13 protein-coding genes are annotated in these 13,735 nt (G+C 64.9%); 9 read left to right on the forward strand and 4 right to left on the reverse strand.

Going from position 1 to position 13,735, the window contains the following annotated elements; all coding sequences use genetic code 11:
• Positions 1–11 precede the first annotated feature (11 nt).
• The 8 genes from P6U25_RS04120 to P6U25_RS04155 all read left to right on the forward strand — a co-directional run bounded on the left by P6U25_RS04120 (position 12) and on the right by P6U25_RS04155 (position 7,919).
• Positions 12–578, forward strand: a complete 567-nt coding sequence (locus P6U25_RS04120) for a TRAP transporter small permease (RefSeq protein ID WP_407150191.1) — start codon at positions 12–14, stop codon at positions 576–578.
• Positions 579–584: 6 nt separating this feature from the next.
• Positions 585–1,889, forward strand: coding sequence for a TRAP transporter large permease (locus P6U25_RS04125; protein ID WP_407150192.1), 1,305 nt, complete (start codon positions 585–587; stop codon positions 1,887–1,889).
• Positions 1,890–1,893: 4 nt separating this feature from the next.
• Positions 1,894–2,355 (forward strand): DUF3237 domain-containing protein, encoded by a 462-nt coding sequence (locus P6U25_RS04130; RefSeq protein WP_407150193.1) that lies wholly within the window; start codon positions 1,894–1,896, stop codon positions 2,353–2,355.
• Positions 2,356–2,753: 398 nt separating this feature from the next.
• Positions 2,754–3,548 carry a crotonase/enoyl-CoA hydratase family protein gene (locus P6U25_RS04135; RefSeq protein ID WP_407150194.1) on the forward strand — a complete coding sequence of 265 codons (795 nt, stop codon included), beginning with the start codon at positions 2,754–2,756 and terminating at the stop codon, positions 3,546–3,548.
• A complete protein-coding gene (locus P6U25_RS04140; RefSeq protein ID WP_407150195.1) occupies positions 3,545–5,428 on the forward strand; it encodes a feruloyl-CoA synthase in 1,884 nt (627 codons plus the stop codon). Before P6U25_RS04135 ends, P6U25_RS04140 begins: the two co-directional genes overlap by 4 nt.
• Positions 5,429–5,448: 20 nt before the next feature.
• Positions 5,449–6,210, forward strand: coding sequence for an SDR family NAD(P)-dependent oxidoreductase (locus tag P6U25_RS04145; protein WP_407150196.1), 762 nt, complete (start codon positions 5,449–5,451; stop codon positions 6,208–6,210).
• Between the two features lie 47 nt (positions 6,211–6,257).
• Complete coding sequence (locus tag P6U25_RS04150; RefSeq protein WP_407150197.1) at positions 6,258–6,677, forward strand: acyl-CoA thioesterase; 420 nt, start codon at positions 6,258–6,260, stop codon at positions 6,675–6,677.
• A gap of 90 nt (positions 6,678–6,767) precedes the next feature.
• Positions 6,768–7,919 carry an ABC transporter substrate-binding protein gene (locus P6U25_RS04155; RefSeq protein WP_407150198.1) on the forward strand — a complete coding sequence of 384 codons (1,152 nt, stop codon included), beginning with the start codon at positions 6,768–6,770 and terminating at the stop codon, positions 7,917–7,919.
• 157 nt (positions 7,920–8,076) lie between these two features.
• Here P6U25_RS04155 and P6U25_RS04160 read toward each other — a convergent pair whose 3' ends face one another.
• From P6U25_RS04160 to P6U25_RS04170, 3 genes are read right to left on the reverse strand one after another with little or no spacing between them, the layout of a single operon-like run.
• Positions 8,077–8,808 (reverse strand): ABC transporter ATP-binding protein, encoded by a 732-nt coding sequence (locus P6U25_RS04160; RefSeq protein ID WP_407150199.1) that lies wholly within the window; start codon positions 8,806–8,808, stop codon positions 8,077–8,079.
• Complete coding sequence (locus P6U25_RS04165; RefSeq protein ID WP_407150200.1) at positions 8,805–10,574, reverse strand: ABC transporter permease subunit; 1,770 nt, start codon at positions 10,572–10,574, stop codon at positions 8,805–8,807. The genes P6U25_RS04160 and P6U25_RS04165 overlap by 4 nt, the downstream gene beginning before the upstream one ends.
• Before the next feature lie 5 nt (positions 10,575–10,579).
• Positions 10,580–11,620: a branched-chain amino acid ABC transporter permease gene (locus P6U25_RS04170; protein ID WP_407150201.1), complete on the reverse strand. Its 1,041-nt coding sequence runs from the start codon at positions 11,618–11,620 to the stop codon at positions 10,580–10,582.
• Positions 11,621–11,799: 179 nt separating this feature from the next.
• On the opposite strand from P6U25_RS04170, the gene P6U25_RS04175 reads away from it, so the two are divergent.
• Positions 11,800–12,318: a MarR family winged helix-turn-helix transcriptional regulator gene (locus P6U25_RS04175; protein ID WP_407150202.1), complete on the forward strand. Its 519-nt coding sequence runs from the start codon at positions 11,800–11,802 to the stop codon at positions 12,316–12,318.
• A gap of 124 nt (positions 12,319–12,442) precedes the next feature.
• Here the strand turns inward: P6U25_RS04175 and P6U25_RS04180 are convergent, their stop codons facing one another.
• Positions 12,443–13,726, reverse strand: a complete 1,284-nt coding sequence (locus tag P6U25_RS04180; RefSeq protein WP_407150203.1) for a glycerate kinase — start codon at positions 13,724–13,726, stop codon at positions 12,443–12,445.
• Positions 13,727–13,735 lie beyond the last annotated feature (9 nt).

A 13,735-nucleotide genomic window follows, 5' to 3' on the forward strand; every position in this document is an offset into this window, starting at 1 on the left:
CGTCCGACATCATGGCTGCCAATCCCGAAGTGACCCAAGAGGGCGTGATCACCGGTCCGCCCGAGCCGGCCCGCAAGAATTTCATGGACCGCTTCATCGATTCGATCGAATGGGTCGCTGCATTCTTCGTCGGCATCGTTGCGCTCAACACCTTCACCGCGGTGTTCATGCGCAAATTCTTCTCGGTGACGATCCCCGACTACTACAATTTCGGCCAGTTCCTGCTCGGCATCCTGATCTTCTGGGGCATCGCGGCGACCAGCTATCGCGGCACCCACATCACCGTGGACCTGGTGTGGGCCAATGCCTCGCCGCGCTACCAGCGCTGGATCGACATCTTCGCGACGCTGGTGCTGCTGTTCGTCGTCACGGTCCAGACCTACACATTGGTCGACAAGGTAATCGACACCAGGAACAGCCACATCGTCACTATGGATCTCGGCGTGCCGGTCTGGCCGTTCTTCCTGGTGTCGTGGATCGGCGACGTCTCCGCGGTGCTGCTGATTGCGATCCGCACCTACCGGCTGATCTTTCATCCGGAAGATATCCATGATGCCAAGATCAAGACCGCGGAGTAGCCGGCCATGAGCAGCGAGTCTGTTGCCGTCATCGGCTTCGTCAGCCTGTTCGTGCTGATGCTGTTGCGCGTGCCCGTCGGCATGGCGATGGGCCTCGTCGGCATCACCGGCTTTGGCTACCTCACCGGCTTCGAGCCGGCGCTGAAGCTGGTCGGCCAGACCACGATGCGCACGGTGACGGACTATTCCTTCGGCGTGATCCCGATGTTCCTGCTGATGGGCGCCTTCGTCTCCGTCTCCGGCATCAGCCGCGAGTTGTTCCGCGCCGCCAACACTTTCGTCGGTCACTGGAAGGGCGGGCTTGGCATCGCCACCATCGCCGCCTGCGGCGGCTTTGCCGCGATCTCCGGCTCGTCGGTCGCGACCGCCGCGACATTCTCCGCGGTGGCCTATCCCGAGATGCGCCGCTTCGGCTATCCGCAATCGTTCTCGACCGGCGTGATCGCGGTCGGGGGCACCCTGGGGGCGATGCTGCCGCCGTCCACGGTACTTGCGGTCTACGGCATCATCACCCAACAGGACATCGGCAAGCTGTTCATTGCCGGCGTTGTCCCGGGTCTCCTCGCGATCCTCATGCACATGATCACGATCGGCATCATCGGCGTGACGCGGCCCGGATTTCTGCCGGCGGGGCCAAAGGCCAAATGGCCCGAGCGCGTCCTGGCGCTGCGCGATGTCTGGGCGCCGCTTCTGCTGTTCCTGTTCGTGATCGGCGGCCTCTATGGCGGCTTCTTTGTCCCGACCGAGGCCGGCGCGGTCGGCGCGGTCGGCGCCTTCATCATCGGCGTCCTCCGCGGCAGGCTTACCAGGGACGGTATCCTGCAATCGCTGCTGCAAACGACGCGCACCGCGGCCGCCGTGTTCACCGTTCTGATCGGCGCGCTCTGCTTCGGCTATTTCCTTACCATCACCCAGACGCCGCAGAACATCACCGCCTTCCTCACCGGACTCGGCATCGGCCCTTATGGCGTGCTGGCGCTGATCCTGCTGATGTATATCGTGCTGGGCTGCCTGATGGACGCGATGGCGATGGTGATCCTCACCGTGCCGATTGTATTCCCGGTCGTTACCTCGCTCGGCTTCGACCCGATCTGGTTCGGCATTATCATCGTGATGACGGTCGAGCTCGGCCTGATCCATCCGCCGGTCGGCATGAACGTGTTCGTGATCAAGAGCGTGATCAAGGACGTCAACATGTCGACCATCTTTGCCGGTGTGCTGCCGTTCGTGATCACCGATCTGATCCGGCTGGTGATCCTGATCCTGTTCCCGCTGCTTGCGACCTGGTTGCCGCAGCGTATGATTGGCTAGACCTATGCCGCCAGATCTCCAGACCAAATATGTCTTCACCATCACGGCGCGCATTGCTGACGTCACCTCCGCCGGCGACATCGGGACCGGCGTTCGCCGCATCATCCCGATCATCGGCGGCGAGGTGAGGGGCGAGCAGGTCAACGGCAAGGTGCTGAGCTTCGGCGCCGACTTCCAGATCATCCGGCCCAACGAGCTGATCGAGCTGGAGGCGAAATATGCCTTCGAGACCGACGACGGCGCCGTGGTCTATGTCGAGAACAAGGGCATCCGGTTCGGGCCGGTTGATCTGCTGCAGAAGCTGAAGCGCGGCGAGCCGGTCGATCCGAAGCTGATCTACTTCCGCACCGTGCCGAAGTTCGAGACCGGCGCCGAGAAATATCGCTGGCTGATGGAGTATATCTTCGTCGCCTCCGCCGCTCGCCACGCCGACCGCGTCGTGATCGACGTGCATCAGGTGCTATGAGCCGCTGTCGCACACTTGCTCGTTTCACCCGCCGGGATCCGCCAACATTCGGTGTCGTCCCTGCGAAAGCCGGGACCCATACTCCGCGGTCTGTGTCGTGAACGAGACTCGTCGTTCCGTCATGGTTCAACAATAATCACCTGTGGTTATGGGTCCCTGCTTTCGCAGGGACGACGGGTGGAGAGAGTCATGCGTATCAACTCTATCACCGTCACCCTGAGGAGGCCGCACAGCGACCGTTTCGAAGGGGCGGCGGCCAACAGCCGGGCCGTGCATACTTCGAGGCCCGCTTGCGCGCGCACCTCAGGATGACGGGCGCGACAGTCGCGCGTGCCCATATTGACTCCTGCGCTAATCGTTATAAAACATAACTATTCTGAACAGGAAACAATAACGCCATGGGAAACGCCTCCGCCGCTGACGACACGGCGCTGCTCAAGATCGAACAGTCCGGCGCGGTGCTGACCGTGGGCCTCAACCGTCCGGCCAAGCGCAACGCGCTCAACGACGGCATCATCCTTGCGCTGCAGGATTGCTTTTCCGCCATTCCCGATACGATCGGTGCCGTCGTCATCTACGGCATTGGCGATCACTTCTCCTCGGGGCTCGATCTGTCCGAACTGACCGAGCGCGACGCGACCGAGGGCCTGGTGCATTCCCAGATGTGGCATCGCGTGTTCGACCGCATCCAGTATTGCCGCGTGCCCGTCATTGCCGCGCTGAAGGGCGCGGTGATCGGCGGTGGCCTCGAGCTTGCCTGCGCTGCGCATATCCGCGTCGCCGAGCCTTCTGCCTATTTCGCGCTGCCGGAGGGCCAGCGCGGCATCTTCGTCGGTGGCGGCGGATCGGTGCGGCTGCCGCGTCTGATCGGCGTGCCCCGGATGGCCGACATGATGCTGACCGGCCGGGTCTATTCCGCGACCGAAGGCGCCTCCTACGGTTTCTCGCAATATCTCACCGAGACCGGCGGCTCACTGGCAAAAGCGCTCGAGCTCGCCGAACGCGTGGCGGCGAACGCGCCGTTGACCAATTTCGCGGTGCTGCAGGCGTTGCCGATGATCGCGGAGGCCAATCCGCAGACCGGGCTCTTGATGGAATCCCTGATGGCAACCGTCGCGCAGAGCGACAAGGAAGCCAAGCGGCGCATCCGCGAATTCCTTGACCGCAAGACCGCCAAGGTGAAGCCGACATGAGCACGAAGCCTGAGACGCCCGCGTCCGCGACCGCCGCCAGCGCGCATCCGTTGCGCCCGATCTCGTTCGGCAATCCCGAGGTCACCGTCGAGCGTCGCGCCGACGGCACGATCTACCTTCGCCCGAAGGTGAAGCTTGCCGACTATCCCATTCGCATCACCGACCGCCTGCATCACTGGGCGAGGGTCGAGCCGAACCGCGTGTTCATGGCCGAGCGCAGGGCCGACGGCGGCTGGCGCCAGATCACCTACGCGCAATTGCTTGAGACCACCAGGCGTCTTGCGTCGGCCTTGATCGCGCGCGGGCTGTCCGCCGAGCGGCCGATCGTGATCCTGTCGGGCAATTCCATTGATCATGCATTGATCGCGTTCGGCGCGCTCTATGCCGGCATTCCGTTCTGTCCGGTTTCTCCGGCCTATTCGCTGGTGTCCCGCGATTACGGCAAGCTCAATTTCTTGATCACGCTGCTGACGCCGGGCCTCGTCTTCGTCGACGACGCCGACAAATTCGCAGATGCGCTGATCGCCAACGTACCTGCGGGCATCGAGATCGCGGCGAGCCGCGGTGGCGTGCCCGGCCGTGACGTCATCAGGCTGACCGATCTCCTCGCGACGTCCGAAGATTCGCGCCTTGACGCGGTCCACGAGGCAATCGGCCCGGACACAATCGCAAAATTCCTGCTCACGTCAGGATCGACCGGCAACCCCAAGGCCGTCATCAACACCCAGCGCATGGTCTGCGCCAACCAGGTGATGCTGCGCGAGACGCTGGCGTTCCTGAAGGACGAGCCGCCGGTGATCGTCGACTGGCTGCCGTGGAATCACACCTTCGGCGGCAACCACAATATCGGGCTGACGCTCTACAATGGCGGCTCGATGTATCTCGACGAGGGCAAGCCGATGCCGGGCGGCATCGAGGAGACCGTGCGAAACCTGCGCGAGATCTCGCCGACGGTCTACTTCAATGTTCCCAAGGGCTACGAATCGCTGCTGCCTTATTTGCGCGACGATGCGGGCTTGCGGGCGAAATTCTTCGACCGGCTGCATGCGATGTTCTTCTCGGGCGCGGCGCTGTCGCCGTTCGTCTGGAACAGCCTCGACGAGCTTGCGGTGCGGGAGAAGGGCTATCGGGTGCCGATGCTGACCGGCCTGGGTGCGACCGAAACCTCGCCGTTCTTCATGTCGGTGCGCCCCGACACCAGCCGCTCCGGCCATGTCGGGCTTCCGGTGTCGGGCAACGATGCCAAGCTCGTGCCGAACAACGGCAAGCTGGAAGTCCGCGCCAGGGGACCGAACGTCACGCCGGGCTACTGGCGCCAGCCGGAGCTGACCGCCAAAGCCTTCGACGAGGAGGGATTCTACAAATTCGGCGATGCGCTGAAGCCTGCGAGTCCTGGCGATCTCGCTGCCGGCTTCGACTTCGACGGCCGTATCGCCGAGGACTTCAAGCTGGCGAGCGGCACCTGGGTCAGTGTCGGTCCGTTGCGGGCGCGCTTCGTCGGCACCTGCGCGCCGCTGGTGCGCGACGTCGTGATCGCGGGCCTCAACCGCGACGAGATTTCGGCAATCGTCATCCTCGATCTCGATGGTTGCCGCCTGATCAATCCCAACCTTGCGGTCAACGACGTCGCCGCGGCTGCCGCCGATCCCTTGGTGCGCGCAGCCTTCCGCGAGCGCTTTACCCGATTTCTCGCCAGTGCCACCGGTTCATCGAATCGAATTACCCGCGCCGTCCTGCTCGACACACCGTTGTCGATCGATCGCGGCGAGGTCACCGACAAGGGCTCGATCAATCAGCGCGCGGTGCTGGAGCATCGCAACGTCCTGATCGAAACACTCTATGCGTCGGTGCCGCCGGCATCCGTGATCACGCTCACCTGATTTCGAAGAGGAGAACCGCCATGCAGTTGAAGGACCAGGCCGCCATCGTCACCGGAGGCGCATCGGGATTGGGAGCCGCGACAGCGCGGCGGCTGGCCGCGCAAGGCGCCAAGGTCGCGGTCTGCGACCTCAATGCCAAGCTCGCCGAGAGCGTGGCGGCCGAGATCGGCGGCATTCCATTGGTCTGCGACGTCGCCGATGCAACTGCCGCCGAAGCCGCGGTCGCGCAAGCCGCCAAGGCGCATGGCCCGGCGCGCGTGCTGGTGAATTGCGCCGGCATCGGGGTAGCAAAGCGCGTGATCGGCCGCGAGGGGCCGATGGCGCTTGGCGATTTCGACAAGGTGATCAAGATCAATCTGATCGGCTCCTTCAACATGCTGCGGCTTGCGACCGCCGACATGTCCAAGCTGGAGCCGCTTGCGACAGGCGAACGCGGCGTCGTGATCTGCACGGCTTCCGTCGCTGCTTATGACGGCCAGATCGGGCAGGCGGCGTATTCGGCCTCGAAGGGCGGCATCGTCGCGATGACGCTGCCGATCGCCCGCGAGCTTGCGCAGTTCGGCATTCGCGTGCTGACCATCGCGCCCGGCCTGTTCCTCACCCCGCTGCTGGCCGGCCTGCCGCAGGAGGCGCAGGATTCGCTGTCCGCCGCGATCCCATTCCCGCGCCGGCTGGGACAAGTCGACGAGTTCGCCTCGCTGGCACTGCACATGATCGACAACCCCTATCTGAACGGCGAAGTGGTGCGGCTCGATGCCGCGCTCCGGATGGCGCCGCGGTAAAGCATGATCGGGACCGACAAGATCGTAGTGTGATCGAGGACAGAACCATGTTCGTTCATCGACGCGACGTGCAGATTCAGTGGGGCGACTGCGACCCCGCGAATATTGTCTACTACCCGCGCTACTTCGCGATGTTCGACGATTCGACCTCGATCATGTTCGAGGCAGCCGGTTTCTCGAAGCAGGACATCATCCACAAATACGGGCTGGTCGGCATTCCCATGGTCGACACGCGGGCGAAATTCCACATTCCGTCGACCCATGGTGACTGGATCACCATCGAGAGCCGGATCGAGAGCATCAAGCGCTCGAGCTTCGAGGTGGTGCACCGCGTGTTCAAGGGCGAGGCGCTTGCGATCGAGGCATTCGAGACCCGGGTGCTGGTCGGCCGTCACCCGGATGATCCGAGCAAGCTGAAATCGGCGCCGTTTCCGCAGGAGATCGTTGACCGTTTCATGAAGGACTGATCCGCAGCCCCTCCATGACCTAAAGAAGGGGCTGAATTTGCCCGCAAAATTGGTTTTAAACTCAAAAGAACTATCCGCAGGGAGGAATAGATGAGGAAGGCCACTTTCGCCGCCGCGGCGCTCGCGGCGGCCGTCGCGCTGCCGGGTTCGCCGGTGTTGGCACAGACGAGCGAAATCACCATCGGTATCTCGATCTCGACCACGGGGCCCGCCGCAGCGCTTGGCATCCCCGAACGCAACGCGCTCGATTTCGTGCCGAAGGAGATCGGCGGCGTGCCGCTCAAGCTGATCGTGCTCGATGACGGCGGCGACCCGACCGCTGCCACGACCAATGCGCGGCGCTTTGTCACCGAGTCCAAGGCCGACATCATCATGGGCTCCTGCACCACGCCGCCGTCGATCGCGGTGTCGACGGTCGCCAACGAAGCCGGCATTCCGCATCTCGGCCTGGCGCCGTTCCCGATCAACGAGGCGCGCGCCAAGTGGTCCGTCGACCTGCCGCAGTCGATTCCGATCATGGGCAAGGTGCTCTACGAGCACATGAAGGCGCACAACATCAAGACGGTCGGCTATATCGGCTACTCCGATTCCTACGGCGACCTCTGGGTCAACGACTTCAAAAACCAGGCGGTGCCGATGGGCCTGACGATGACCGACGAGGAGCGCTTCGCGCGTCCCGACACCTCGGTGGCGGGCCAGGTGCTGAAGCTCGTCGCCGCCAATCCCGATGCGATCCTGATCGGCGCCTCCGGCACCGCCGCGGCGCTGCCGCAGACCGCGCTGCGCGAGCGCGGCTACAAGGGCCTGATCTACCAGACCCACGGCGCCGCCAGCATGGACTTCATCCGTATCGCGGGTGCGGCCGCCGAGGGCGTCATCATGTCGGCGGGTCCGGTGATGTCGCCGGAGACGCAGCCCGACAGCGCGTTGACCAAGAAGCCCGGCCTCGCGCTCAACACCGCCTATGAGGCGAAATACGGTCCGAACAGCCGCAGCCAGTTCGCCGGCCACTCCTACGACGCCTTCGAGGTGCTGAAGCGCGTCGTCCCGGTGGCGCTGAAGACGGCGAAGCCCGGCACGCCGGAATTCCGTGACGCAATTCGCAAGGCGTTCATCTCGGAAAAGGAAATCGTCGCCACGCAGGGCGTCTACAACTGGACCGAAAAGGACCGCTACGGTCTCGACGACCGCTCGCGCATCCTGCTGACGGTGAAGGATGGGAAGTACGTCCCGGCGATGTAAGCTGGTTGCTGACCTGTGAAACGAAGAAGCCGGTCTCGTCGAGACCGGCTTTTTTCGTAGGTGGGCAAAGCGAAGCGTACCCAGCATCACGCGCGGAGTGCTAATGGCGGGCACGGCGCCCGCGCGCCTTTGCCCACCCTACAGTGCGAGCGATGCTCTAAATCGCGGTCTCGCCTTCGTGCTGGAAGCCGAGATAGCTCGCCGCGACGCCCTTGTTGGCGGCGATCTCCTCGGCCGAGCCGCTGAGCACGAACTCGCCCAGCTCCATCACATAGGCGCGGTCGGCGATCTGCAGCGCCGCCTGCGCATTCTGCTCGACCAGCAGCACCGAGACGCCGGCGGCGCGGAGCTCGCCGACGATGCGGAAGATATCGGCGACGATAATCGGGGCGAGCCCGAGGCTCGGCTCGTCCAGCATCAAGAGCTTCGGCGCGCCCATCAGCGCGCGGCCCATCGCCAGCATCTGCTGCTCACCGCCGGACAGCGTGCCGGCGAGCTGCCTGCGCCGCTCCTTCAAGCGCGGAAACAGCATGTAGACCCGCTCGAGCGAAGTTGCCGCGGTCGTCTTCGGGATGCGGAAGGCGCCGAGCTCCAGATTGTCCTCGACATTCATGGTGCCGAATAATTCGCGGTGCTCCGGCACCAGGCTCAGGCCGGTGGCGACGCGGTCCTCGATGTCGAGCGGGGCCAGGTCAGTGCCGGCGAATGTCGTGCGTCCCTTTAGCGGCAGGATTCCCATCACGGCGTTGAGCAGCGTGGTCTTGCCGGCGCCGTTGGCGCCGATGATGGTGACGATCTCCTTCTCGGCGACATCGAGCGACACGCCGCGCACGGCCTCGACCTTGCCGTAGGAGATGTGGACGTCGGCAACCGATAGCAGCGCGCTCATGCTGCGGCTCCGAGATAGGCCTTGATCACGGCGGGATTGGTCTTGATCACGGCCGGCGTGCCCTCCGCGATCTTGGTGCCGAAATCGAGCACCACGATGCGGTCGGCGAGGTCCATCACAAAGCCCATGTCGTGCTCCACCAGCAGCACCGACATGCCGCCGTCGCGCAATTGTCGCAGCAGGGTTGCGAGCCGCTGCTTTTCCATGTGACGCAGGCCCGCGGCCGGCTCGTCGAGAAGCAGCAGCATCGGATCGACGCACAGAGCGCGCGCGATCTCGACGATGCGCTGTTGCCCGAGCGAGAGTGAGCCCGCAAGCTGGTCGATCTGGTCGGACAGGCCGACCCGTTCGATCTGCCGGGCCGCTTCGGCCAGCAGCTTCGCCTCGTCGGTGCGGTCGAGCCGCAGCATGCTGGAGATCGCGCCGGAATTGCCGCGCAGATGCGCGCCGATCGCGACGTTCTCGAGCACGGTCATGTCGGGCACCAGCTTGACGTGCTGGAAGGTTCTGGACACGCCGAGCTTGACGATCTCCTGCGGCGGCGCGTTCTCGACCTTGCGGCCAAGCACCGAGATCGCGCCGCTGGTCGCGGTCAAGACGCCGGTGATCAGGTTGAAGGTCGTGCTCTTGCCGGCGCCGTTCGGGCCGATCAGGGCGACGATCTCGCGGGCGTTCACGTCGAAGGAGACGTCGTTGACGGCGATCACGCCGCCAAACTGCTTGCGCGCCTTCTCGATACGCAACAGCACCGATGACGACCCGGGCGCCCGTTCGCGGTGTTCCAGCTTCAGCGACGTGTCAGGCGTCTTGCGGACCGGCTTGAACGGCAGCCATGACATCAGCCACGGCCAGACACCTGATGGTGCGAGCTGGAGCAGCAGCACCAGCATGATGCCGAACACGATGGTCTCGAGCTGGCTCTGGCCGCCGAATATGTAAGGCAGGTAGCTCTGCAGCACCTCCTTGAGCACCACGACGATGCCGGCACCAAGCACGGCGCCCCAGACATAGCCGGCGCCGCCGACGACCGCGATGAACAGATACTCGATACCGGCCTGTGCGCCGAACGGCGTCGGGTTGGCGGCGCGCTGGAAATGCGCATAGAGCCAGCCGGACAGGCCGGCCAGCACCGCGGCATAGATGAACACCAGAAGCTTGGCGCGCGGTGTCTGCACGCCGAACGCTTCGGCGGCGATATGTCCGCGCCGCAGTGCGCGGATGGCGCGTCCGGTGCGGGAGGCCAGCAGATTCATGGTCAGCAGCGCGGCCAGCAGCACCGCGACCCAGATCGCGTAGTAGATCGCATCCGGGCTCAGCATCTTGAACGAGCCGATCGAGAGCGGCGGAATGCCGGAGATGCCGTCATTGCGGCCGAGGAATTCGAGCTTGCTGAACAAATAGAACAGGCCGATGCCCCAAGCGATGGTGCCGAGCGGCAGGTAATGGCCGGAGAGCCGCACGGTGACGATGCCGAGCAGCACGGCGGCAATGCCGCTGACCAGCAGCGAGGCCGGCAGTGTCAGCCATGGAGAGACGCCGTAGGCCGTGGTGAGCACCGCGGTGGTGTAGGCGCCGAAGCCGCAGAACGCGGCCTGGCCGAACGAGGTGAGGCCGCCGACGCCGGTGAGCAGCACCAGCCCCATCGCGACCAGCGCGGCGAGGCCGATATTATCGAACAGCACGATCCAGAACGGCGGAATGCCCGGGATGAGCGGGATCGCCGCCATCACGAGCGCGAAGATGATGAGGGGAAGCCGCTGCGTCATCACGCTCAATCCTTCTCTTCTTCGACCTCTGGCGCTGCGAGCGAGCGCAGCACCAGCACGGGAAGGATCAAGAAGAACACGATGACTTCCTTGAAATTGCTGGCGTAGAACGACGAGAAGGCCTCGACGATGCCGACCAGGATCGCAGCCACCGCGGTCAAGGGATAGCTGACGAGGCCGCCGATGATGGCGGCGATGAAGCCCTTCAGGCCGATCAGAAAGCCGGTGTCGTAATAGAGCGTGGTGATCGGCACGATCAGGATGCCGGAGATCGCGCCGATCACGGAGGCGAGCAGGAATGCGATCTGGCCGGACAGCGTGGTGCGGATGCCGACGAGGCGGGCGCCGAGGCGGTTGACGGCAGAGGCGCGCAGCGCCTTGCCGGTCTTGGTGAAGCCGAAGAACAGCCACAGCGCGACGATGGCGGCCACCGTCAGGCCGTACACCGCGAGGCTCTGTCCGGTGAAGCGCAGCGGCCCCGCGGTCACCGCGGCATTCGACAGCGCCGGCCCGCGCAAGCCCTCGGCACCGAAGAACACCAGGCCAAGGCCCTGCAGCGCGAGGTGGCAGCCGACCGAGGCGATCAAGAGCACCAGCACCGAGGTGTGCGCGATCGGCTGAAACGCGATGCGATAGAGGAACAGTCCGATCGCCGCCACGATCAGGAGCGCCAGGGCGATGTTGATCGCGACCGGCGTGTTGGGTCCGACCAGTGCGTAGGTGAGGCCAAGCAGCGCGACAGGGAAGGCGATGTTGAGCGCGGCCGAGCGCATGACGAGCCGCGCATGCAGTGACTTGCGCGCGAAGAACAGGTCGAGCGCGAAGGCAACGAGGCCCATCACGACAGCGAGCTGCACGGTGCCCGGCACCTGCCCGGTTGCCAGCATCGCGTAACTCAGCGCGCCATAGGTGACGAATTCGCCCTGCGGGATCAGGATCACCCGCGTGACCGCAAACACCAGCACCAGGGCGAGCCCGAGCAGTGCGTAGATCGCGCCGTTGGTGATGCCGTCCTGCAGCAGGAACAGCATGATCGTTGTGTTCAAGGCCGAGCGCTCCCCCTTAAGCGTCGGGCCGCCGCAACCGTTGATGCCGGTCAGGTCGGCCGATATCGGCTGTTGATGGCGGCCGATATTTGATATAGTGGATAACAATTATCGAATATAATCTCAAGATCCCCGAACGTCGCGCGGGATCCTTGTAGCGGGATTGCGAGCCTGGAGCGATGACTGTTTCCAAGACCGCCTCCGATGCCGTCAGACTGCCGCGTGCCCTGCGCAGGGAACCGGTCGATGCTGTCGGGGACGACAGCATGCTGCAACTGGGCGAGCTGTCCGGGCTGCTCGGCTATTCGCTGAAGCGTGCGCAGCTCAAGGTGTTCGAGGACTTCCTGCGCTGCGTCGCGCCGCTGCAACTGACGCCGGCGCAGTTCTCGGTGCTCCTCCTGCTCGACAAGAATCCCGGCCGCAACCAGACCGAGATCGCCAACACGCTCGGCATCCTCAGGCCGAACTTCGTCGCGATGCTCGATGCGCTGGAGAGCCGCGACCTCTGTGCCCGGATGCGCTCCACCAACGACCGCCGCTCTCACATCCTGGTCCTGACCGACAAGGGGCGCGCGGTGCTGGCGCGCGCCAAGAAGCTCGTTGCCAACAAGCACGAGGCGCGGCTGATCGAGGTGCTCGGCCCCGCCAATCACGCCGCGCTGCTGGAAATGCTGGCCAAGCTCGCGCAGGAGTTTTGAAGTCTGTCATTCCGGGGCGTCGCGCAGCGACGAACCCGGACGCGCAATTGCGCATCGGGGAATCTCAGGCCACAATCTCCAGATTCCGGGTTCGCGCTGACGCGCGCCCCGGAATGACGATCGATCAGTCGACCAAGATTACTCTGACATCGTTGACGTTGGTCAGCGTCGGGCCGGTCAGCAGCAGATCGCCGGTTCGTGCAAAGAAGCCGGTGGCATCGTTGTTCTCGAGATATGCTCGGGGATCGAGGCCCATCGCCTTCATCTTCGCGAATGTCACCTGGTCGATCATGGCGCCAGCCGGATCGGTGGCGCTGCCGGCGCCGCCATCGGCGCCATCGGTATCGGCGGCCAGCGCCGATACGTTGGGTGTGTCCTTCAGCAGATCGGCAAGCGCCAGCGCGTATTCCTGGTTGGGACCACCATGGCCGTTGCCGCGCACGGTCACCGTGAGTTCGCCGCCGGACAGGATCGCAACGCGGCTGCCTTCGCTGCGGGCCTTGAGCGCGAGGCGCGCATGTTCGGCCGCAACCTCGCGGGCCTCGCCTTCGAGATCGGCGCCGAGCGCAATCGTCGCGTAGCCGGCGTCCTGCGCGACCTTCACCGCGGCATCGATCGAGGCTTTCGGCTTCGCCAGCAGCTCGAAGGTCGCGTGGGCGAAAGCGGGGTCGCCCGGCTTGCAGCTTTCATTGCCGGCATCATCGAGCGCGCGGCGCACGGCATCGTCGATCGAGAGATTGTATTTGGCGACCAGAGCGCGGGCATCCGCCAGCGTGGTCGGATCGGGGACCGTTGGTCCAGATGCGATCGCGGAGGGATCGTCATGCGGAACGTCGGAGATCGCGAGCGTGACGATCTCGGCGGCGTGCTGGCCGGCGCGGGCCAGCCGCCCGCCTTTGATGCGCGACAGATGCTTGCGGACGGTGTTCATCTCGCCGATCGGGGCACCCGAGCGCAGCAGCGCCCGGTTGACCTGCTGTTTCTGCGCAAAGCTCACACCCTCGACCGGCGCGATCCAGTTCGCCGAACCACCGCCGGTCAGGAGCACCAGCAGCAGATCGTCAGGCGTCGCCTCGGCGGCGAGCCGCAGCGTATCGTCGGCCGCCTTCAAGCCGGCCTCATCGGGCACCGGATGGCCGGCCTCGACCACCTTGATGCGCCGCGTCGGCACGCCATGACCATGGCGGGTGGTCGCGAGGCCGACCAGCCGCGCCGGGTCGAGGCCGAGCGCATCGAGGTAGTGGCGCTCGGCCGCCGCGGCCATCGCGCCGGCGCCCTTGCCGGCGGCGAGGACGATCACCCGTCCCTTCGGTGCCGGCCGCAGCCGCGGCGCCAGCACGACGTCGGGATGCGCAGCGGCGACCGCCGCATCGAAGATCGAACGCAGGAAGGGACGTCGGTCGGTCATGGTATGGCC

Origin of the sequence: Bradyrhizobium sp. ORS 86 (assembly GCF_045571475.1) — a bacterium.
In the GTDB taxonomy this organism is placed as follows: Bacteria; Pseudomonadota; Alphaproteobacteria; order Rhizobiales; family Xanthobacteraceae; genus Bradyrhizobium.